At 61.0% G+C, this 22,256-nt stretch carries 16 protein-coding genes and 3 pseudogenes; 13 read left to right on the top strand and 6 right to left on the bottom strand.

Annotated elements, in window-relative coordinates; all coding sequences use genetic code 11:
- The first annotated feature begins 106 nt into the window (after positions 1–106).
- The 3 genes and pseudogenes from AB4Y32_RS36745 to AB4Y32_RS36735 all read left to right on the top strand — a co-directional run bounded on the left by AB4Y32_RS36745 (position 107) and on the right by AB4Y32_RS36735 (position 3,035).
- Positions 107–418, top strand: a complete 312-nt coding sequence (locus AB4Y32_RS36745; RefSeq protein WP_368725982.1) for an MAPEG family protein — start codon at positions 107–109, stop codon at positions 416–418.
- A gap of 145 nt (positions 419–563) precedes the next feature.
- Positions 564–1,611 (top strand): annotated as a pseudogene (locus tag AB4Y32_RS36740) (alpha/beta fold hydrolase).
- 98 nt (positions 1,612–1,709) lie between these two features.
- Positions 1,710–3,035, top strand: coding sequence for an epoxide hydrolase family protein (locus AB4Y32_RS36735; protein ID WP_368725981.1), 1,326 nt, complete (start codon positions 1,710–1,712; stop codon positions 3,033–3,035).
- A gap of 454 nt (positions 3,036–3,489) precedes the next feature.
- On the opposite strand, the pseudogene AB4Y32_RS36730 reads toward AB4Y32_RS36735, so the two are convergent.
- Positions 3,490–3,624: pseudogene (locus AB4Y32_RS36730) on the bottom strand (helix-turn-helix transcriptional regulator); the annotation flags it as partial.
- 238 nt (positions 3,625–3,862) lie between these two features.
- Between AB4Y32_RS36730 and AB4Y32_RS36725 the strand changes: the two are divergent.
- Positions 3,863–5,423, top strand: a pseudogene (locus AB4Y32_RS36725) (long-chain-fatty-acid--CoA ligase).
- Positions 5,424–5,636: 213 nt separating this feature from the next.
- Positions 5,637–6,761, top strand: a complete 1,125-nt coding sequence (locus AB4Y32_RS36720) for a porin (protein ID WP_368725979.1) — start codon at positions 5,637–5,639, stop codon at positions 6,759–6,761.
- 268 nt (positions 6,762–7,029) lie between these two features.
- On the opposite strand, the gene AB4Y32_RS36715 is transcribed toward AB4Y32_RS36720, so the two are convergent.
- The 5 genes from AB4Y32_RS36715 to AB4Y32_RS36695 all read right to left on the bottom strand — a co-directional run bounded on the left by AB4Y32_RS36715 (position 7,030) and on the right by AB4Y32_RS36695 (position 12,217).
- Positions 7,030–7,743 (bottom strand): TetR/AcrR family transcriptional regulator, encoded by a 714-nt coding sequence (locus tag AB4Y32_RS36715; protein WP_368725978.1) that lies wholly within the window; start codon positions 7,741–7,743, stop codon positions 7,030–7,032.
- A gap of 181 nt (positions 7,744–7,924) precedes the next feature.
- Complete coding sequence (locus AB4Y32_RS36710; RefSeq protein WP_368725977.1) at positions 7,925–9,289, bottom strand: MFS transporter; 1,365 nt, start codon at positions 9,287–9,289, stop codon at positions 7,925–7,927.
- 54 nt (positions 9,290–9,343) lie between these two features.
- Positions 9,344–10,630 (bottom strand): CaiB/BaiF CoA transferase family protein, encoded by a 1,287-nt coding sequence (locus AB4Y32_RS36705; protein WP_368725976.1) that lies wholly within the window; start codon positions 10,628–10,630, stop codon positions 9,344–9,346.
- A gap of 1 nt (position 10,631) precedes the next feature.
- Positions 10,632–11,408 carry an enoyl-CoA hydratase/isomerase family protein gene (locus AB4Y32_RS36700; protein ID WP_368725975.1) on the bottom strand — a complete coding sequence of 259 codons (777 nt, stop codon included), beginning with the start codon at positions 11,406–11,408 and terminating at the stop codon, positions 10,632–10,634.
- Between the two features lie 512 nt (positions 11,409–11,920).
- Positions 11,921–12,217: a DUF1330 domain-containing protein gene (locus AB4Y32_RS36695; protein WP_087737666.1), complete on the bottom strand. Its 297-nt coding sequence runs from the start codon at positions 12,215–12,217 to the stop codon at positions 11,921–11,923.
- A gap of 166 nt (positions 12,218–12,383) precedes the next feature.
- On the opposite strand from AB4Y32_RS36695, the gene AB4Y32_RS36690 reads away from it, so the two are divergent.
- From AB4Y32_RS36690 to AB4Y32_RS36655, 8 genes are all read left to right on the top strand, one after another.
- The gene (locus tag AB4Y32_RS36690) at positions 12,384–13,790 is read left to right on the top strand and encodes an NAD-dependent succinate-semialdehyde dehydrogenase (RefSeq protein WP_368725974.1); all 1,407 of its coding nucleotides are present in this window, start codon (positions 12,384–12,386) and stop codon (positions 13,788–13,790) included.
- A gap of 46 nt (positions 13,791–13,836) precedes the next feature.
- Positions 13,837–14,721 carry a 3-keto-5-aminohexanoate cleavage protein gene (locus tag AB4Y32_RS36685; RefSeq protein ID WP_368725973.1) on the top strand — a complete coding sequence of 295 codons (885 nt, stop codon included), beginning with the start codon at positions 13,837–13,839 and terminating at the stop codon, positions 14,719–14,721.
- A gap of 200 nt (positions 14,722–14,921) precedes the next feature.
- Entirely contained in the window at positions 14,922–15,353 is a 432-nt protein-coding gene (locus AB4Y32_RS36680; protein WP_368725972.1) for a tautomerase family protein, read from the top strand.
- Between the two features lie 100 nt (positions 15,354–15,453).
- The gene (locus tag AB4Y32_RS36675; protein WP_368725971.1) at positions 15,454–16,473 is read left to right on the top strand and encodes a zinc-dependent alcohol dehydrogenase family protein; all 1,020 of its coding nucleotides are present in this window, start codon (positions 15,454–15,456) and stop codon (positions 16,471–16,473) included.
- A 147-nt stretch (positions 16,474–16,620) separates the two neighbouring features.
- The gene (locus tag AB4Y32_RS36670; protein WP_368725970.1) at positions 16,621–17,532 is read left to right on the top strand and encodes a LysR family transcriptional regulator; all 912 of its coding nucleotides are present in this window, start codon (positions 16,621–16,623) and stop codon (positions 17,530–17,532) included.
- 154 nt (positions 17,533–17,686) lie between these two features.
- Positions 17,687–19,807, top strand: coding sequence for a 3-hydroxyacyl-CoA dehydrogenase NAD-binding domain-containing protein (locus AB4Y32_RS36665; protein ID WP_368725969.1), 2,121 nt, complete (start codon positions 17,687–17,689; stop codon positions 19,805–19,807).
- Positions 19,808–19,845: 38 nt separating this feature from the next.
- A complete protein-coding gene (locus AB4Y32_RS36660; RefSeq protein WP_368725968.1) occupies positions 19,846–21,027 on the top strand; it encodes an acetyl-CoA C-acyltransferase in 1,182 nt (393 codons plus the stop codon).
- Positions 21,028–21,039: 12 nt separating this feature from the next.
- The gene (locus AB4Y32_RS36655) at positions 21,040–22,248 is read left to right on the top strand and encodes an acyl-CoA dehydrogenase family protein (RefSeq protein ID WP_368725967.1); all 1,209 of its coding nucleotides are present in this window, start codon (positions 21,040–21,042) and stop codon (positions 22,246–22,248) included.
- The last annotated feature ends 8 nt before the right edge of the window (positions 22,249–22,256 follow it).

Below are 22,256 nucleotides of genomic sequence, written 5' to 3'. Positions count from 1 at the left end.
GAATCCTCCGCATTGATCGACCGCCATCGCCAGTGTCAGTTGGTTCTTCATTTTTTTTACCGTTGCATGTCTACGCAATAACGCATGACAGCCATGAACGGTGGACTTGATCAGCATTGCCCTAAGTGGCTACGCATCTGAACCCGATCAGTTGCTGACCAAACTGGTGCGCGCTCACGGTAACACCGCCGAGTACGTCCCATTTCTGGCGGTGCTCTGTTTGTACCTCGGCTCTCAGCATCCGCCTTACTGGCAGCTCTGGTGCATGGTCGGCGCAACTGTCTGCCGTTTGCTCCTGGTGGTCGCGCTAATTGCCTGGCCGTCCATGCAGAAATCCAATCCGGCCCGAGCTATCGGGGCTTTGGGGACATACGCCTTCGGAGCGGGCCTCTGTGCTGCATTGCTCACCGGCCACTAGCCCTTTGGTCGCGTCGCGTGATTGTCCGTCGCTCATCGCAATGGATAGGACGATTGCCATTCGTGTTCAGCGCAGAGCGCAAAGCGTCGACTCAAGCCACGCGTGTACACAGCGATATGAATCAACCTGAAGAGAAGAGGTACCGATGTCGAATCAGATCAACACCCGCCGTCGACGCTTTCTCAGGACGGCAGTGGTCAGCGTGGGTGCGATGGAATCGGTCCTGAGCGGGCTGGCGAACGCGCAAGTCGATGAGTCGAGCCAGCCCGCTGCAAGCGCGGATACCGCGATGTCGAATAGTTCGTTCGGCGCGATCACGCAGATCGATGCCGGCGTTCTGAATGTCGGATATGCCGAAGTTGGCCCGGTCAACGGCGTGGTCGTGATTTTGCTCCACGGCTGGCCCTATGACATCCAGAGTTTCGTTGACGTCGCGCCTCGGCTCGCGTCGGCCGGCCATCGGGTCATCGTTCCTTATCTGCGCGGCTACGGTACGACACATTTTCTTTCCGGCAATACGGTCCGGAATGGCCAGCAGTCGGTGCTGGCCGTCGACGTCATCGCGCTGATGGACGCGCTGAAGATCCAGAAGGCCATCCTCGGCGGCTTCGACTGGGGCGGGCGCACGGCCAATGTCGTCGCCGCGCTGTGGCCGGAGCGCTGCAAGGCATTGGTTTCGGTGAGCGGCTATCTGATCGGCAGTCAGGCCGGCAACAAGGCGCCCTTGCCGCCGAAGGCGGAACTCGTATGGTGGTATCAGTTCTACTTCGCGACTCAGCGTGGCAGGCAGGGTTATGAAGCCAACCGACACGACTTCGCGAAGCTCATCTGGCAACTTGCGTCGCCGAAATGGAACTTCGATGATGCAACGTTTGAGCGATCCGCAAGAGCCTTCGAAAATCCGGATCATGTTGCCATCGTGATCGACAACTACCGCTGGCGATTGAGTCTCTCAACCGGGGAACCTCGACGCGCTGGAAAAGCGTCTCGCGGCCGCACCCGTCATCACTGTGCCGACGATCACCCTCGAAGGCGACGCGAATGGCGCGGCTCATCCGGAGCCTGCGGCGTATGCGAAGAAGTTCGTGGGCAAATACGCTCACCGGACCATCACAGGTGGAATCGGTCACAACTTGCCGCAGGAAGCCCCCAAGGCCTTTGCGGACGCAGTGATCGAAGTTGCCAGCTACTAAGGGCCTACGTGCCGAACCTTGAAGACGGCTCAGGTGGGCAATCACGAGAGTGCTTGATCACTCATCGCTAGCCCAACTGATTGCCAATAGGAGCAAGAGTGTTAAACGATATCCCTCCGCAGACCCCGTCGCGCCGCCGCTTTGTTGGTGTCGCAGCGGCGACCGTTGCTGCTGCCTCGTTGTCCCGGCTCGCTTTCGCAGAAACGAATCAGGTGATCACTGAAGTCGCACAACCGAAGGGCGGCGACAAGACCGCTATCCGTCGGCTTCGCGTGCATGTGCCGGAATCGCAACTTGTCGATTTACGCCGGCGCATCAAGGCGACGAGATGGCCTGAGCGGGAAACGGTCACGGATGCATCGCAGGGCGTGCAGCTCGCGACCATGCAGAAACTCGCGCGTTACTGGTCGACGGAGTACGACTGGCGCAAGATCGAAGCGCGGCTCAATGCCTTGCCGCAATTCGTCACCGAAATCGATGGGCTCGACATTCACTTCATCCATGTTCGTTCGAAACATCAGAATGCGTTGCCGATCATCGTCACGCACGGGTGGCCCGGCTCGATCATCGAGCAGTTGAAGATCATCGATCCGCTGACCAATCCGACGGCCCATGGCGGGAGTCCATCGGACGCTTTCGATGTCGTGATTCCTTCGCTGCCCGGCTACGGGTTTTCAGGCAAGCCAACCACGACCGGCTGGGACCCGGCTCGCATCGCGCGCGCCTGGGTTGTTCTGATGCAGCGCCTCGGATACAGGCGATACGTGGCGCAAGGTGGTGATTGGGGGAACGCTGTCACGGAACAGATGGCGCTGCTCACGCCGCCGGAACTGCTCGGCATCCATACCAACATGCCGGCAACCGTACCGGACGACGTTGCGCACGCACTCAAATTCGGCGAGCCGGCTCCCGCCGGTCTCTCGCCCGACGAGAAGCATGCATTCGATCAGCTCGACTTTTTCTACAAGCACGGTCTCGGCTATGCACAGGAGATGGCGGGCCGGCCGCAGACGCTGTATGGGATCGAAGATTCGCCTGTCGGCCTCGCGTCGTGGATGCTCGATCACGATGCAGCCAGCCTCGCACTCATCACACGCGTGTTTGACGGACAGTCCGAAGGTTTTTCGCGAAACGACGTTCTCGACAACGTAACGCTCTATTGGCTGACCAACACCGGGATCTCATCGGCACGCCTGTATTGGGAAAACAAGTTCAACTTCTTTGCCCCGAAGCACGTCACCATTCCCGTTGCCGTCAGCGTCTTTCCGGACGAACTGTACGCCGCTCCGCGAAGCTGGGCAGAGCAGGCGTATCCCAGACTCATTCACTACAACCGCCTTCCGAAAGGAGGACATTTTGCAGCCTGGGAGCAGCCGCGGGATTTCGCGCAAGAGGTTCGCGCGAGCTTCCAGTCGCTGCGCTGAGTTCAACGTTGAGGACGACCGTGCCGCGCGCGCTCGTCAACTTCGACACGCGCGGCTTCGTCAAGCGTTGCTGTGGCCCCGCACGCAGAACACACGGGCGGCGAAGGTCGCGCGTAATTCCGATATCCTGGACTCTTCGCGGCTCCCCCTTGCACGCCTCGGGCGTCTCATGATGATCGGTTAGTGGACGGTCACCTTTGCAGTTCAGCCAACCGAGTCGCGTCGATACCGGTCTGTCACCGTGTGGATGCGGCGATTGCCGTGAGGCAGTTATCAACGGCAGGCAGGTGGGATAGGTGCATAAAAAGTTCATGGTATCTACACCGTTATCGGGCTAAAGCGCGGGGAGCATGTCAGCAGCACGCGCGGTAAAGGCATGGCCTTCACTGCAGCCTTTGCCAACCTTTTGGCGCTTATCAGGGCGCATAGCCGTGGGTTGACCACGACCCCGTCGTCAGGGAATTAAACCCGTCGCTCTTCCTATTGCGACAGCCTGAGTCCGGTTCCTGGCACCGAGCTTGGCACTGATCTTTCGCAAATGGGACTTGATGGTAAGTTCTGAAACGAACAGCTTTTCGGCGATGACCTTCGACAGAAGCGTAATCATTATCCCACCCAATTCCCTCGCGTCGCTGCGGCGCAAACCTTGCCGCGCAATTCTTCCACAGTCGCAAAGCGTCGTCGTAGTTCGTTCGAACTATTCGACATCCGTCCGCGATTTCCTCCTTTCGATACAGGACAACACGCATGGCGCCCCCTAAGGTATCGATTCGAGCAAGGATCGGCCTTCCCCGAATCAATGGCCGGCACAAGAACACGGAGACATCATGTACCTGACCCAAGGCTTGCACCGTTGCGTGCAACAGTCGCCCGACCGCGCGGCCGTCATTTTCGGCGAACGCTCGGAGACGTTCAGCGAACTGCACGGGCGCGTCGCGCGGCTGGCGGGCGCGATGCAGAAACTCGGCATGAAAACGGGCGAGCGTGTCGCGATGCTCGCGCTCAACTCCGACCGCTATATCGAGTATCTGCTGAGCGTTTGGTGGGGCGGCGGGGTAGTCAATCCCGTCAACATTCGCTGGAGCGTGGCGGAAATCGTGTATTCGCTCGACGATTGCGACGCCGTCATCCTGATCGTCGACGACCACTTTCTGCGAATGGTCGCCACGATCGCAGATAGCGCGCGCAGACGTCCCGTCCTCATCTATGCAGGCGAGGGCAGTGCCCCTGCCGGCATGCTTTCGTATGAGCAGTTGATCTCCTATACGGCCCCCGTCGACGATTCCTTTCGCGGCGGCGACGATCTTGCCGCGATCATGTACACGGGCGGCACGACCGGCCAGCCTAAGGGCGTGATGCAGTCGCATCTGAACCTGTGGTCGTCGACCGTGTCGCGCATGGCGGAATATCGCCACTTCGAAGGCACGACTGTTTCGCTGCACGCGGCCCCGCTGTTCCACATCGCAGCGATGGCGCGCGCGGTCGGCCACTTCACCGCGGGCGATACGCACGTGCTATTGCCGTCGTTCGACCCGCGTGCCGTGCTCGAAACGATCGAGCGTCACAAGGTGGAAGAATTGTTGGCTGGTGCCCACCATGCTTCAGGCCGTGCTCGAGCACCCCGACTTCGGCGCACGCGACCTGAGCACGCTGAAGCGCATCTACTACGGCGCATCGCCGATCGGCGCGGCCGTGCTCGATACCGCGCTTGCCGTGTTGCCCGGCATCGAGTTCTTTCACGCATATGGACTCACGGAAGCATCGCCCGTCGTATCGGTGAATCCACCCCTCAATCACTCAGCCGCAGCGCGGACTAGCGGGCTCTACCGCTCGGCCGGTCGCGCCAGCCTCGGCGTCACGGTGAAGATCGTCGATGAGAATGATGTGGAAGTGCCGCGTAACACGATCGGCGAAATCGTCGTGCGAGGCGCGAACGTGATGCAGGGCTACTGGAACAGGCATGAGGAGACCGCGCAAACGCTGCGCAACGGCTGGCTCCATACGGGCGACGGTGCTTATATGGACGACGACGGCTACCTGTTCATCGTCGATCGCATAAAGGACATGATCGTGACAGGCGGTGAGAATGTGTACTCGGCTGAAGTCGAAAGCGTGCTGTCTCGCCATCCCGCCGTCGTCCAGTGCGCGGTCATCGGCATTCCGAATGCGCGTTGGGGCGAGGCCGTCCATGCCGTGGTCGTGGTACGGCCGGGGAGCAATCCGAGCGTAGATGATCTGCGGGAGCACTGCCGCCAGTTCATCGCCGGATACAAGTGTCCGAAATCCGTCGAGTTCCGCTCGGCAATGCCGCTTTCCGCGGCGGGAAAAATTCTCAAGCGAGACCTGCGCGCGCATTACTGGGAAAACCAGAGCCGGCAAGTCGGCTGATCGGTTGTCTTCACTTCATTCGCTATACGACTCTGCGCCAGAACGCAGGTGTCCATGCAAACACCTGCATCACACGCTGTTCTGCAGCCGCTTCTTTTGCACGAAGAATTCAAGGGGCACGTGCGTCACCGCGCGCACCCTTCTGGTTTCACCCGTAGGACCAGCAGTGCAACCATCCGCCAACGAGCGGGGATACATGGAAAGGAGACATGCATGCGTTTTAGCCGGATGAGCCGTGGCATTGGAAGCGTGATAGTGGCAATGGCAGGGGGCGCAGCGATGGCTGATCCGTCGAGCGTGACACTCCACGGAGTTGCCGACACTTTCATTCAGTACCTGAACAACGGCGGCATGAGCTCCGTTTCGGAGCGTAGTGGCGGCAGTACAGGTTCGATGTTCGGCTTGCGAGGCAGCGAAGATCTCGGCGGAGGTCTCAAGGCTGACTTCGATGTGGAGAACGGGTTCAACATCAATAACGGAACGGGATTCATCGACACATCCGCATTGTTTTACCGGCAGGCGTGGGTGGGATTGAGTCATGGCAACTATGGCACATTGACGTTCGGCCGCCAGTACGAGCCGAGTTTTCGAGCGATCTACCCAACCGATCCATTCCGGGCCAACGACATCATGTCGCCACTGTCGGCCGGCGTATTGGCCGTGGACCGCAATACACTTTCAACGCAATACGTAGCGGGACGGGCCAGCAATTCGATCCTCTATCAGTCGCCTGTGCTGGCCGGATTCCAGATCGATGCCATGTATGCTTTCGCGGCAACGGTCACACAACCGACGCCGGCCACGACGGGCAACATTCTGGACGTTTCCGCCTCATATAACGGGTACGGACTGTACGTCGGCATCGCCTATCAGTACCAGCATTCGGGGTTCGCTACCATACCCGGCCTGCCCGCCGCGCTGACGCTCGCCAACACCGAGCACTATTCGGCGGGACTCGCGTATCGCATCGGCGTCGTCAATCTGCAGGCCAACTACTCCTACAACCACGCAAAGGATGTACCGACGCATTCGCTTGCGGCATTGCTGGACACCTCGCACCCATACAGTCTCGCCGAAGTAGGTGCTACGAACCAGGCGACGCCAGCGGACGTGTTTGAAATCGCGGGCATCAACCGCAACGTGCGCGGCGCCGAAGACAGTACATGGGGAATTCAGGCAGGTTACGACCATTCGTTGTCAAAACGCACGAGCCTGTACGCGCGCGCCGGCTATATGAAGAATCATGGCGAGGCGACCACAAGCTGGCCGGGTGTTCGCGTGCAGGCACAAGGTACATCGCAGACCTTGGCGCTGATTGGTATGACACACCGTTTCTAGTCTTGCGCGACAGATGTGCGGGCGCCGTCACGAAAGGCGTCCGCACCCTTGACGCGGTTTCACGGGAAAATAGAGTTTTGAGCCTGCGGACATCGCGATGGCAACAGGGCGCAGCGTCGAGGATAGCGGGAGGCCGAGGCTCTGAGATGGTCTTCTTGAAACTGGCGATGTAGCGGTTATCGTTCGACAAGGCCCTCATCGATCACGATACCGCACACGTTCAGAACGATATTCGACGGCGGGTTTTTATATTCAACAGCGGCGATAACTAAGCTTTGACGCGCTTGCGAGACGTGCGCATACCCACGGCCTTCTCAGAGAGCGCGCATTGCTGGATCACGCGCTGGAGATGATCCGGACCGGCCGTGATCGCGCTAAGCAAGGTCATCAAGACAAAGTCGATCAACTTTGGTATCGCGACTTTGGTGTCCGCCCGCGGCGCGCGATTCGCGAGGAGCAGCGTGGCGAGACCATGCTCCATGCTCCACGCGGCATGTGCCACCAGCTTGAGATCGGCCTGGGTCCAGCCAGTCTCGATGGCCAGCGCCTCAATCGTCTCGCAAAACAACCCAAAAGACCTGTTACTTTCCTCGATGAGTTCTGGATACGCTTGATGCGCGACGATGCGAGGCCCGATCATCAGGCCGAACAGCCCATTGTGACGCTGCGCGAACTCAACGTATACCCGCATCATCCGGTACGCCTTGGAAAGCGCCGTATCCTCGCTGTCACGGATCGCAACGCGCAGCGCTGCGAGGTCACGATAACCACTCGCCGCGATCGTGGCCAGCAACTCATCGATACCTGAAAAATGTCGCGAGGGCGCGGCTTCCGATACGCCCACCATGCGCGCGAGGTAACGCAGGCTCAAGTCCTGTGCTGATACATCCATGAGCGCGCTGCGCCCCGCTTCGATGAGCGCATTGCGCAGATTGCCATGGTGGTAATCCGCGTTCTTCGCGATAGATGACTTAGGACTCACGTGGCCTTCGTTCGTGGAGTACGACAAGGAATAGATTATAAATTCTGCGTAGAGAGGCACGCAATATTGCGGATCATGTGCTGACAACCGTGTTTTCCTATCTGCATTCTAGCCGCGTCATGGCGGCGTTGGCTGTCAGGCCAGGGCGCATGCCTGGCGAGTCCACGGCGACATCGATTAATCATGTTGGGCATCGAACCGACACATCGTCAACGGGCGATCGCCTTTTGGCAATGCGCTGCACGCCAAAAAGAAGAACCACGACACCAAGTGCCTGCACGCAGGCAATCATGATGAACCCGCTCGCGTAAGTTCCTGTTGCGTCGCGGACGTATCCAATCAGAAAAGGCGTAACGAAGCCGGCGACATTGGCGACGGAACTGATCAACGGCACGCCGACCACTAACGACCTGCCGCTGAGAAAACCGACAGACATTTGCCAGAAGAGCGTTATACCCGCCCCCGTTCCCGCGAAGCCGAGGACGAGCAGCAAAAACGTCGCGATAGTACTGCTGTGCCATACGAAAACAAGCGCTGAAAGGCTTACCGCAGTAAAGACGGACGCAAGCGCACAGAAGAGCCGCCGACGCTGCGCACTGCCCCCGATGCTGCAGATGAGCACATTGCCCAATGCTCCTAACGCGCAGGCACCAGCGACTGCACGGCCAATCTCTTTGTATCCGCTGAATCCCGCCTCACGAAGTATCGTCGGCGAGAAGAAAAACAGTGCGGCGGTAGCGGCCAGGAGGCAGAAGTAGGCGGCGCTCAAGATCCAGACGGCTGGGTTGAGCAACAGAGGACGCCCGTCTTCGCCGGTATCGCTCATCGTTCCGGCATTCTGTCGGAGATCATCCTCGACGAGCGTACGCTGTCGCGCGGAGAGCCACCTGGCGCCGCGAGGCAGATCCGGAAGCATCATGAACGCGACGCACGCCAGCACGACCGTGGGGATCGCCTGAGCAAAGAACATCCATCGCCAGCCCTGAAAGCCGGCCAGTCCGTTCATGTGCTCGAGCACGAATCCCCCCGTTAAACCAATCGTGACCGTCGAGAAGAGTGATCCCGAATGGAAGATGCTGAAGTTACGCGTGCGCCTTTTCCCCGGGAACCACGCATTGAAGTACAACACGACGCCCGGGTAGAAGCCGGCCTCGAACACACCGAGCAGGAACCTCAGCACGTAGAACGACGGCGCGCTATTGACGAACGTCATCGCGACGCTCGTCAGTCCCCAGGCGCCGGCAATGCCAGTAAGCACGGCGCGTGCACCGAACTTCTTTTGCAGCATCGTAGTAGGGACGCCGGACAGCACGTAGCCGACGAAGAAGAGGCCGGCCCCCAATCCATACACCGTTTCGCTGAATCGCAGATCCACTACCATTTGCAACTTCGCGAAAGCAACGTTCGAACGGCCGACCCACGCCAGCATCCATAAGCCAAACAGTATCGGCAGTATTCTCCATTGCGCCGAAGCGTAGGCCTTCCGAAGGAGGGCATTATCATCCGACGATAACGCCTCCACGCAGGCTTGTTTCACCACTTCCATTCAGTCCTCCGACCTGTTGTGTTGATACCGGAAATACGAGGCGTATCGCCGTAATCAGAGCTCGTCCGTCACTTTCTGCAACTCACTCGCTTGCGCAAGAACGGAAGCGTCGATCTTCTTCGCGGACGGAGGCGCGCCGCCGACCAGAATGCCGGTATCGATTGCATTGCGGATTTCGGTATCCGCCATTCCCGCTTCTCGGAACACCTGTTCGTTGTGCTCGCCGCGAAACGCGGGCGCGCTGCGCATCCCAAGTTCGTCGTCGGAAAAGTGCCACGGATAGCCGTGTATCAGATATGAGCCGCCGCGACGATCCGTGATCTCGTGAACCGCACCCCATTGCTTTGCCCAATCGGTCTCGGCCAATTCCTTCAGCGTACGAATCTGGCCAATCGCGATCTTGGCCTCGTCGAGTTGCGCATCGAGTGTCTTGAGATCGCGGAATGACAGCATCCACGTCTGGATTACTGCGTGCAGTGCTTTGTAGTTCTGCAGGCGGCGCTCAGCGGTGCTGAAACGCGGATCCTGCGCAAGGTCCATACGGCGCATTGCGCGCAAGTAGTTCGGAAACGTGTTGCTGCCGACGATGCTTTGCGCCGCCACGAACTCTTCGCCACCAGGGCCGACGAAATGCGGTCCGTCGGCGGCGCCGAGGATGCCCGGCTCGGCGCCCGTATCGATACCCGCGAGATCAAGGTGAGCGCGTTCGTTGATCGACAGCATCACAGCCGCCATCGCGACGTCGATGTATTGGCCGCGCCCGGTGACTTCACGCTTTCGCACCGCCGCGAGCACGGCGATAGTTGCTTGCAGGCCAGCGTAGACGTCCGCGTGGGACAGGGGATCGGTCCACCTGCGACCGTCGCCCGCGCTGTCGAAATGGCGCAGCGTGTTGTGCGTGAATCCCGTTTCGGCCTGCACGGTCGGCGCGTAGGCCATGCGCGAAGCCCATGGGCCGCGCTGGCCGTAACCTGTGATCGACACATAGACCAGCTTTGAATTGCGCTTCGCGAGAGTGGCGTAGTCGAGTCCAAAACCCTTGAGCGTGCCGGCCCGAAAATTCTCGACGATGATGTCAGCCTCGTCGCACAGGCGTAGCACGAACTCACGTGCGCCCGGTGCGTTAAGATCGATGCTGATATTGCGCTTGCCGCTATTTTGCTGAGCGTAGTAGCCCGACATGCCATCGCGATTCGGGAACGCCGCACGCGATACGTCGGGCCGCGGTGGCTCGATCTTGATCACGTCAGCACCGAGATCGGCTAGCGTTCGCGCGCACAGCGGGCCGGCCAGCACGCGGGAAAAATCGACGACCTTGAGTCCTTCGAGCGGTCCGGCCATGTCAATTCCCTTCGAAAACGGCGGTGCCGGGACCGGCCTTTTCGAAGGCCTCCAGTCCACGTTTGAGATCCTGCGATGCCCAGATCGGCTTTTGCAGTTCGAACATCGCCTCGTCGGCGGCAGCCAAGCCCTCGTTGACCGCGACCCGGACTAGCTGCTTGGTGGCGGCATGCGCAATGGTCGGACCGGCGGCCAGTTCCTGCGCAACCGACAATGCCACTTCATCGAGCTTGTCGTCGGGCACAACGAGATTGATCAAGCCCCAGCGTTCGAGGGTGGCCGCGTCGTAACGGCGACCGAGCAACGCGAGTTCTTTCGCACGCGCTGGACCGGCTCGCATCACCTGACGCTGGATGCCGCCAAGCAGCGGATGCAAGCCGAGTGCGACCTCAACCGAGCCGATCTTGGCCGATTCGGCGACGACGCTGAAGTCACAGGCGAGCGCCACTTCGAATCCACCGCCGAGGCATGTGCCGTTCACCGCCACGACGATCGGGATCGGTAGTGTCTCGAAGCCATGCAGCACCTCAAGCGGATCCATCAGTGCTTTGCCTTGCTTGGCAATGCGATCCGGAAAAAGCGCTACTTCGGCTCCTGCGGAGAAGTGCCGCAGACCACTGCGCAGCAGAATCGCGCGCGAGCCGCGTTTCACTGCCTCTTCGAATGCATTGAGTAGCGCACGATACAGCGTCGGGCCCATCAGGTTGTGCGGGCGACGGTTCATCGTAAGGACCGTCACGTGGCCTTTGATTTCAGTTTGAACAATTGCTTCGTCCATCTTTGCTCCATTTCCTCAGATTTGCACGTCTTTCAGTTCAAATGTTAACGCACATAACATTTGGCTGAAATATAACGCCAGGATTAACTTGAATACGGATGTCTATCAGATCCGGTTGTTGACCAATGCCAATGAGTAAAGGCACAGCTGGCGCCCATCACGGGCCGAACTTGTGCGGGAGGGAATACGCGCCATATGCCATCGTCGTGACGAAAGAAGAACATTGCCGCGCGCTCTCCGGTCTTTGACACCTCTATACGTACGTAGCACTGCTGCCTGGCGCGGTTGTTCCGAAACTCGACGACTCTAACCTGATGCGTCGCACCGGGCACAAGCCAATGGTCGACCAAAGTACGCAGCGATTTTTGTTCACAAGCCAAAACTTTCTCTGGAAATCCACAACATGGAGAGTGCGGTAGCGGACGTCTATCGTTCGCGAAAGATCACAATCGCGAAGATCAAAGATGAGCGGTGGACGCAGGCGGCGGCGTCGGTTGGCACGTGGGAGCATTTCAATCATCAAGGCCTGCAACGACGCGGGCGTCCCTTTCGGCTCCGTCTCCCAATACGGCCAATGCTTCCTGATAAGCCTCACTCTGAAACGTGGCGAGCGCCTGTTCGAAGCTCGGGAATTCGACTACGACGGTCCGTTCCTTGAGCCCCGCCTGAAATGCAACGACTTCGCCGCCCCGCACCAGAAATTTTCCACCCGCCGCTTTCACCACCTGGGTCGCGAGGACGCCGTATGCCGCGAGCTTGCTTGCGTCATGGACTGCCCGATACGCCGCCACCCAATATCCCTTTGCCATTTCGCTTCCCCCAAGTTGAAAGAAGATACGTGATCATAGTAACGGTGTTAACATGGATATCAATGAGGGTTTTTCCTGGCCATAAAAAGCTGGCCATGATGCGTGTTAACGATGTTAGCATGAGCCAATGCGATGACTCGTTGCCAACTTTTTCGTGGAGAACTTCATGCCGTACACGACGACCAATCCTGCAACCGGCGAACTGCTCGCCACCTACGCCGACATATCCGACGAGTTGCTCGAAACGAAGCTCGCTGCTGCGCAGCGCGCTTTTGAAACTGACTGGCGCCGCCGTCCCGTCAGCGACCGGGCGCGCATTGTGTCGCGCGCGGCGGCGCTGTTGCGCGAGAAGGCCGACGAATACGCAGCCTATCTGACGCTGGAAATGGGCAAACGCAGCGGCGAAGCACGCAAGGAGGTGGAGTCGTCGGCGAACATTCTCGACTACTACGCAAAACATGCGCACGCGTATCTGCAACCGCGCCCGCTTGCGGAAGCGCCCGGTGCGGCGGTGCACATCGAGCCAATCGGCGTGCTCTTCGGCATCGAGCCATGGAATTTTCCGTACTACCAGATCGCGCGCGTAGCCGGGCCGCAACTGATGGTCGGCAACGTCCTGCTGCTTAAGCATGCGGAGAGCGTCCCGCAATCGGCATTGGCCTTTGCCCGGTTGTTCGAGGAAGCGGGCGCGCCTGAAGGCGTCTATACAAATCTGTTCATCTCGATCGAACAGGCTGGCCGTGTCATCGACGATCCGCGTGTCCAGGGCGTGACACTGACGGGCAGCGAGCGCGCTGGCGCCGCCGTCGCCGAGCGTGCCGGCCGCAATCTGAAGAAGGTCGTGCTCGAACTGGGCGGCAGCGATCCGTTCATCGTGCTCGAGGATGCGCCGCTCGACTGGGCGATTCAAAGCGCGGTCGCTGGACGGATGCTCAATGCGGGTCAATGCTGCGTGGGTTCGAAACGCATCATCGTGGTCGGCAAGGAACGCGGTGACGCATTTCTCGAAGGCTTCACGCAGCGTATGGCATCGCTCGAGACGGGCGATCCAGCCGATCCGGCAACCGCTGTCGCACCGCTTTCATCCGAGCGTGCATTGCGTCTGCTGCTTGAGCAGATCGATCGCGCGGCTTCGCATGGCGCGCGCATCGTGTGTGGCGGAAAGCGCGTCGCGCGCTTAGGCTTCTATTTGCAACCGACTGTCCTGACCGACATCTCGCCGCAGAATCCTGTCTTCGCCGAAGAGCTGTTCGGCCCGGTCGCCGCGTTCCACGTCGTCGAGGACGAGGCTGCCGCGATCTCGCTCGCCAATGGCACGCCGTACGGTCTCGGCGCGTCGGTGTTCACCGCGGATACCGAGCGCGGCGAGCGAGTCGCCGCGCAGATCGACAGCGGCATGGTGTTCGTCAATCAGCCGTTCGGCACGGCGGCGGAACTGCCGTTCGGCGGCGTCAAGCGCTCAGGTTTTGGTCGAGAGCTTTCTCTCCTGGGCTTCGACGAATTCGTCAACAAGAAGCTGATCAGGGTTGCGCCTGTCGGGGCTTCACCGTTCGGCCCTGCGCGGACTGCCTGAACGCGCGATGGCGGCACTCAATTTTTATTTCCTTTGAACGAGCATCATGACAAGCAAGACGATTATCAGTTGTGCACTCACAGGAAGCGATGACACGCCGCGGCTGAACCCCGCAGTGCCCGTGACGCCCGAGCAGATCGCCAACGAGGCCATTGCTGCATGTGAGGCCGGCGCGAGCATCGCGCACATTCACGTGCGTGACCCGAAAAGCGGCGCTCCAAGCACTGAGTTGTCGCTCTACGGAGAAGTCGTCTCTCGTATCCGCAATAGCGGATGCCCGATCTTGATCAATCTGACGACAGGCCCGGGTGCCCGTTTCGATCCCAGCGACGAAGACCCGAACCGGGGAAGCGAACTCAGTACGATGATGACGCCCGAGGCGCGCGTGCGGCATGTGCTCGAGTTGCGTCCGGAAATCTGCACCCTGGACATCGCGACCATGAACTTCGGCAGTCGCGCATTCGTGAACGTGCCCGATCATCTGATCAAGATGGCGACCTTGATTGAAGAAGCTGGCGTAAAGCCGGAACTCGAGGTCTTCGATCTGGGCCACGTGCGTCTGGCGCGCCATCTGATCGAAACGCAGGGCATTTTGCAGGCTCCACTGTTCCAGTTGTGTCTTGGCGTGCCATGGGGCGCATCCGCCGACACCGAGAGTCTTCTTCAGATGAAGCGCTATCTGCCCGAGAACGCCCGCTGGTCAGCGTTCGGCATCTCGCGCGCCCAATTTCCGATCGTCGCGCAAAGCGTGATCCTCGGGGGGCATGTCCGCGTCGGCCTGGAGGACAACCTTTATCTTGCCAAAGGGGAACTGGCGCCGGGCAACGCATCGCTGGTCAAACGCGCGGTCAGTATCGTCAAAAGCATCGGCGGGGACGTGGCAACACCGGACGAGGCTCGCAGCATACTCGGCCTTTCCCGCCGCCAATAGAGCGGAAACGACGATGTGATCGCACTTCTATCCGACGAGTCGCAATCAATGCTGCGGGCGAAAGCATTGATTTCAAACGGTAGCCTATCCTTGGGCTATCTATAACGCCGCCTCACTCGTGTCTGGCTCATCTTGTCTTTCAAGAGACCCGGATGTTCTGACATAAGAAACGCGGCATCTATTGATGCATGGAGACAAAAATGCCTTTGTGGAATATCTATCATCCCCCCGGTGCCTACACGGCAGAAGACAAGCAGGAGATGGCGAATCGAATCGCCGACATTTACATCATTCCTCGCTTCTATGTCGGTGTTCTGTTTCATGAACAACCGAAAGACTCTTTCTTCATGGGAGGTGAGTCGCGGGATGATTTTGTCAGAATCCGATTAGATCAGTTCGCCAGGCACATCTCCAAGGACGTTGAATGGACGGAGTCGTGGTTACGCAAGGCGAACGCTGCAATTGCGCCATTTGTCCAGGAGCGGGGCTACCACTACGAACTGCATGTCGGCGAAACGCCGCGAGAACTGTGGTTGATCGACGGCATTCGACCGCCTCGGCCCGATACGGAAGCTGAGAAGAAATGGAAGCTTGAAAACCGGGCGTCGCCGTTTGAGCCGAGCGAAGGTTGAATCCCTCAGCTTCATCTGAAGCCATTGGCAGGCTGAACTCAATCGACTGCGGTGAAATCCCGGTTTTCATCGCAGTCTCTCCCAACCTTCTGGTGAGCACATGAATGCTTTGATATTCGAACGCAACGGCGAGCCGTCAGAGGTAGTCCACCGGCATGATTTGCCCGAGCCCACGCCCGGTCCAGCGGAAGTCCGCGTGAGGATGCTGCTGGCGCCCGTGCACCCGTCCGACCTGCACATCATCCGTGGACGTTTCGCACGCCAGCGTCAGCCGGAACTGCCAGCCTCGCCCGGGTCAGAGGGCGTCGGCATCATCGACGCCGTGGGCAGCGACGTGTCGAGTACGCGGGTAGGAGAACGCGTTGTGTTGCTGGATGTGCCCGGAACGTGGCGAGAACAAGTCACCAGTCCAGCCGACCGCGCGATACCCGTACCGGCGGCGAGCTCCGACGAGGACGCTGCGCAGGCTTTGATCAACCCAATGACGGCATGGGCAATGACGATGTGCGAGCACCAACTCGAACGCGGAGACTGGCTGGTCCAGAGCGCGGCCGGATCGACGGTCGGTCGGCTCGTGCTGCAGATCGCGAAAGCGCAGGGGTTCCGCACCATCAACCTTGTACGCCGTGAAGAGCAGGTCGCCGAGATTCAGGCGCTTGGCGGTGACGTCGTGCTATGCACCGCGGACGAAAGCTGGTCGGAGCAACTGACGACGGCCACGGGCGGCAATGGCATCGTAAGCGCGATTGACTGCGTCGCCGGCCGCACGGGCGCCACCCTTGCGCGTCAGTTGGCCCCGAACGGACGCCTGCTCGTGTATGGAGCGTTGTCCTCGCATCGTCAGACCGACCCGGCGGCGTTCGAGATGCCGGTTTTCGCTCCGGCGCTGGTCTACTCAGCTGCCGAGGTGCGCGGCTGGTTTATCTTCTCGTGGCTCGCACGCAAGCGGGTGAGTGAAAGCAGCCGGACGCTGCGCAGTCTGCTCGATCGTATGGCCGAGGGCACCTTGAAGCCGCCGGCAGCGCGCCGCTACTCCGTGGATCGTGCACTCAAGGCATTCACGGCCGCCGAGCGCGCCGCACACGACGCCAAGCCGCTGCTGGTGTTCGCGGACCGTTGAACGGCACCCAATGTCACCCGCGACGCGAAGCGGTCATCGCTATTCGCATGAAGGCCGCGGTTGACGCTGACTTAAACTATCGGCCTATGCCGGAAATGGGGAAGCGGTTGCACTCGATCGCCAGGCAATCACACGCACCATCAAACCATGGACCTGAACCTGATCGGCCTCTTCGTCGAGATCGTCGAATCGCGTAGCCTCAGTGCCGCCGCGCGCAAGCTGGGGATGACGCGCGCGAATATCAGTCAGCGGCTCAAACTGCTGGAACGCGAAACAGGCGCGCAATTGCTGCGCCGCTCGACGCGCAGCTTCGAAATGACGCAAGCCGGCCACACACTGTACGAATGCGGGCAGCGCATGCTCGAAGACCTGAGCACGGCGCAGGCTTCTATCGACAGCCTCGGACAGACCTTGAGCGGGCGCGTTCGCATCAGCGTGCCCACTGGCTTCGGCAGGATGTTTCTCGGCGGCAAGCTGCTGGAGTTCGCGCGCATGCATCCGGGCATCGCGCTCACGGTCACGTTCAACAACCGCATCGAAGACCTGATCGCGGCCGAAGTTGATGTCGCGATAAGAATCACGGCGACGCCGCCGCTCGATTACGTGGCGCGCAATATCTGCTCGATCGACTGGAACCTGGTTGCGTCAGCCGACTATGTGAAGCAGCACGGTCCGATCGACTGCCCGAGCGACCTCGAAAAGCAGACGCTGATCGCGTCAGCGTATCCGGGCCGTCGCGTCACGATGACGCTCACGAACCGCGAGGACGAGACGGACGTCCACGCGATCACGATGCAGCCCGCGCTGCAGTCTTCGGACTATCCGTTCCTGACGGAGGCCGTGTGTCGGGGCATGGGCGTCGGACTGTTGCCGGCCTACGTGCCGCATGCGCCGACGAGCTGCGAACTGCTGCGAGTCCTGCCGCATTTCCGCGTCGCCGGCATGCAGAACACGTTGTATATCGTGACGCTGCCCAATCGCTATCCGTCGCCCGCGACGCAAGCGCTGATCGACTATTTGCGCGCCGAAATCCTGTCGCTCGCGCAAACCTGGAGTTAGCGCTCCACCCCAACAAGTACGCCATCCCGCCCCACAGGACTCTCCCGCGTCCGGTGTCAACTTTCAGTTAACAGTTCGTCAACTGTCAGTTGGATTGTCAATGCGCATCGCGCATTTAACAATCAGCCAAACGAAATACATGGAGACATGGGATATGACTTCCGAATCGGCCGGGCATGACATCAGGCGCGAACTGCGCAATCGCATTCTTGTTCTCACTGTCGACAATCCACCCGTCAACGCGCTTGGCGTGGCCGTGCGGTGCGCGCTGAGCGACGCCATCGAATTAGCGGAAAAGGACTCCGCCGTCGACGCGGTGTTGCTGATCGGCGCGGGACGCAACTTCATCGGCGGCGCGGATATCAAGGAGTTCGGGAAGCCGCCGCTACCGCCATCGCTGCCTGTCGTCTGCGACAGGATTGAAGCGTGCCGCAAGCCGGTCGTCGCGGCCATCCACGGCGCGGCGCTCGGCGGCGGCCTCGAGATTGCGCTCGCCGCGCACTACCGGATCGCGCTCGTCGACGCCCGGCTCGGCTTGCCCGAAGTGACGCTCGGTTTGCTGCCGGGTGCAGGCGGCACGCAGCGCGCGCCGCGTCTCATCGGCGCTATGGCCGCGCTGGATCTGATGTTGAGCGGGCGTCACGTTGGAGCACGGGAAGCGTTCGCGCTTGGTCTCGTCGACCGCGTCGGCGAAACGGATGATGTGCTGACGGAGGGCCTGGACTACGTAAAGGCATTGCTTGATGCGAAGGCTCCCGTGCGCCGCACTCGCGATGCTGACGGACTCGCGGACCGGGTGGCCAGTCGAGCCGCCATTGAAGCAGCGCGCGCCGAAACATCGAAGAAGTCGCGAGGGCTGTTCTCGCCGCTGAAGATCGTCGATGCCGTGCAGGCGGCGCTCGAACTGCCTTTCGACGACGGTCTGCGCCATGAGCGCCAGTTGTTTCTGCAATGTCTCGACAGTCCGCAGCGAGCCGGCTTGATTCACGCATTCTTCGCCGAACGCGAAGTGCTCAAAGCGCCCGAAACGCGTCACGCGAAACCGCGTGCCATGACGAGCGTTGGCGTGGTCGGCGGCGGCACGATGGGCGCAGGCATCGCGGTCGCGCTGCTCGATGCGGGGCTGCCCGTGACGATGATCGAACGCGACGATGCATCGCTCGCACGCGGCCGTGCCAACATCGAAAAGGTCTACGACGGACTGATCGCGAAGGGCCGCATGACAGCCGACGCGAAAGCGGCCGTGCTCGCACGCTGGAACGGCAGCACGTCCTACGACGCGCTCGCCAGTGCCGATCTCGTGATCGAAGCCGTCTTCGAAGAAATGACCATCAAGCGGGCCGTATTTGCGGAACTCGACCGCGTCTGCAAGCCAGGCGCGGTGCTCGCGACCAACACCTCGTATCTCGACATCGACGCGATTGCTGCAAGCGTGTCGCGCCCCGGCGATGTGGTGGGCCTGCATTTCTTCTCCCCCGCGAACATCATGAAGCTGCTCGAAGTCGTGGTGCCCGCGCAGGTCAGCGCCGACGTGGTTGCTACCGCATTCGATCTGGCGAAGAAGCTGCGCAAGGTGCCCGTGCGAGCGGGCGTGTGCGACGGCTTCATCGGCAATCGCGTGCTCGCGGTCTACCGCGCAGCCGCCGACCACATGATGGAAGACGGCGCGTCGCCGTATCAGATCGACCGCGCGGTGCGCGAGTTCGGCTTCCCGATGGGGCCGTTCCAGGTCTCCGACCTCGCGGGCGGCGACATCGGCTGGGCGACGCGCAAGCGCCGCGCCGCGACGCGCGACCCGAAGCAGCGCTATGTGCAGATCGCCGATCGCATCTGCGAGCGCGGCTGGTTCGGCCAGAAGACGGGGCGCGGCTACTACCTGTATCCCGACGGCGCGCGCACAGGCACGCCTGATCCCGAAGTCGAGGCGATCATCGATGCCGAGCGCGAGCGTGCGAACGTCACGCCACGCACGTTCTCCGACGAAAAAATCATGCGTCGCTACATGGCGGCGATGATCAACGAAGGCGCGAACGTCGTGCATCAGCGCATCGCGCTACGTCCGCTCGATGTGGACGTGACGTTTCTCTACGGCTATGGCTTTCCGCGCCATCGCGGCGGCCCGATGCAATACGCCGACACCGTCGGTCTCGCGAAGGTGCTCGCCGACATCCGCGAGTTCGCGCAAGAGGACCCGGTGTTCTGGCAACCGTCGCCGCTGATCGTCGGGCTGGTCGAGCGCGGCGCCACGCTGGCGAGCCTCAACCACATCGCCTGATCCGTTCAACTCTTCATCCCTCTTTGCAGACTCAGACCATGCGAGAAGCCGTCATTGTCTCCACCGCGCGCACGCCGTTGACCAAAGCGCACCGTGGAGAATTCAACCTCACACCCGGACCCACGCTTGCTTCGTTCGCCGTGCGGGCAGCCATAGAACGCTCGGGCATCGACCCGGACCTGATCGAGGACGCGATTCTCGGCTGCGGCTATCCGGAAGGCAACACGGGCCGCAACATCGCGCGCCAGACAGTGATCCGCGCGGGCTTGCCTCTTTCGATCGCCGGCACGACGGTGACCCGCTTTTGCGCGTCCGGCCTGCAGGCCATCGCGATGGCGGCCGGCCGTATCGTCGTCGACGGTGCGCCGGCGATCATCGCCGGCGGCGTCGAAAGCATCTCCAGCATCCGCACGCGTGAAGACGGCGTGACCGCGCTCGACCCGTGGATCGTCGAGCACAAGCCTTCGCTCTACATGACGATGATCGACACCGCCGACATCGTGGCACAGCGTTACGGCATCAGCCGCGAAGCGCAGGACCGGTTCTCGGTAGAGAGCCAGCGGCGCACGGCGGAAGCGCAACTCGCCGGCCGCTATGCCGACGAGATCGTGCCCGTAACGACCACGATGGCCGTGACCGACAAGGAGACGGGCGCAGTGAGTCAGCGCGAGGTGACGGTCTCCGCCGACACCTGCAATCGCCCCGGCACCACCATGGAGGCACTCGCGAAGCTCGCTCCCGTCAAGGGTCCGGACAAGTACATCACGGCAGGCAACTCGTCACAGTTTTCCGACGGCGCTTCGGCCTGCGTGATGATGGAAGCGAAAGCCGCCGAGCGCGCAAACCTCACACCGCTCGGCGCATTCCGGGGGCTCGCGGTAGCCGGCTGCGAGCCGGATGAAATGGGCATCGGCCCCGTGCTCGCCGTGCCGAAACTGCTCGCACGCCATGGGCTGACGGTCGGCGACATCGGCCTGTGGGAACTCAACGAAGCATTCGCATCGCAGGCGGTCTATTGCCAGCAGCGCCTGGGCATTCCGTCCGAGCATCTCAACGTCGACGGCGGCGCGATCTCCATCGGCCATCCGTACGGCATGACGGGTTCGCGCCTCGCGGGCCACGTTCTCATAGAGGGCCGCCGTCGCGGCGTGAAGTACGCGGTCGTCACGATGTGCATCGCGGGCGGCATGGGCGCCGCCGGTCTCTTCGAAATCTATTGAAAGAAGCAGGATATGGATCTGAACTTTACCCCCGAAGAGGAAGCCTTTCGCGAGCGAGTCGTGCGCTTCCTGAAAGACAAACTGCCTCCGAGGCTCTCCGGCAAGGTGCGCAACGGCTTGCGCCTCACGCGCGGCGACATGGCCGAATGGCACGCGATCCTTAACGAACAGGGCTGGCTCGCGAATCACTGGCCCGAACAATACGGCGGCCCGGGCTGGAACGCCGTGCAGAAGTTCATCTTCGAGAACGAGTGCGCGCTGGCGGGCGCGCCGCGCATCGTGCCGTTCGGCGTGAACATGCTCGGTCCCGTGCTGATCAGGTACGGCAGCGAAGCGCAGAAGCGCCACTGGTTGCCTCGCATCCTCGATGGCGCCGACTGGTGGTGCCAGGGCTATTCGGAGCCGGGCTCGGGTTCCGATCTCGCGTCGGTGAAGACGAGCGCGGTGCGCGGCATCGATGAAGAAGGCGAGCACTACATCGTCAACGGCCAGAAGACGTGGACCACGCTCGGCCAGCACGCGAACATGATTTTCTGCCTCGTGCGCACGGCAACGGATGTACGCAAGCAGGAGGGCATCAGTTTCCTGCTCGTCGACATGAATTCGCCGGGCGTCGAAGTGCGCCCCATCATCACGCTCGAAGGCGAACACGAGATCAACGAAGTGTTCTTCACCGATGTGCGCGTGCCCGCCGCGAATCTCGTCGGCGAAGAGAACAAGGGCTGGACGGTCGCCAAGTATCTGCTGACCTACGAGCGCACCAACATCGCGGGCGTCGGCTTTTCGGTTGCGGCGCTGGCGCGCCTGCGCCGGGCCGCGTCGAAGGTCACGCGCAACGGCCGTCCTCTAGCCGATGATCCGTTCTTTGCGGCGCGCCTTGCTCGCGTCGAAATCGACCTCGAAAACATGAAGACGACCAACCTGCGCGTGATCGCCGCAGTAGCGGGCGGCGGCGTGCCGGGCGCGGAAAGCTCGATGCTCAAGATTCGCGGCACGCAGATTCGCCAGGAGATCTCGTCACTGATGCGCCGCGCGATGGGGCCGTACGCGCAGCCGTTTGTCGAGGAGGCGCTGCACGAAGGCTACGACGACGCGCCGATCGGCCCCGACGAGGCCGCGAGCGCCGCCGCGCTCTACTTCAACAACCGCAAGCTGTCGATCTTCGGCGGCTCCAACGAAATCCAGAAGAACATCATCTCGAAGATGATCCTGGGACTGTAAGAGGATCG

The organism is Paraburkholderia phymatum, assembly GCF_040965635.1.
Taxonomy (GTDB): domain Bacteria; phylum Pseudomonadota; class Gammaproteobacteria; order Burkholderiales; family Burkholderiaceae; genus Paraburkholderia; species Paraburkholderia phymatum_B.
Note: the sequence above shows the minus strand (reverse complement) of the source record. Positions and strands in the feature narration are given on the sequence as shown.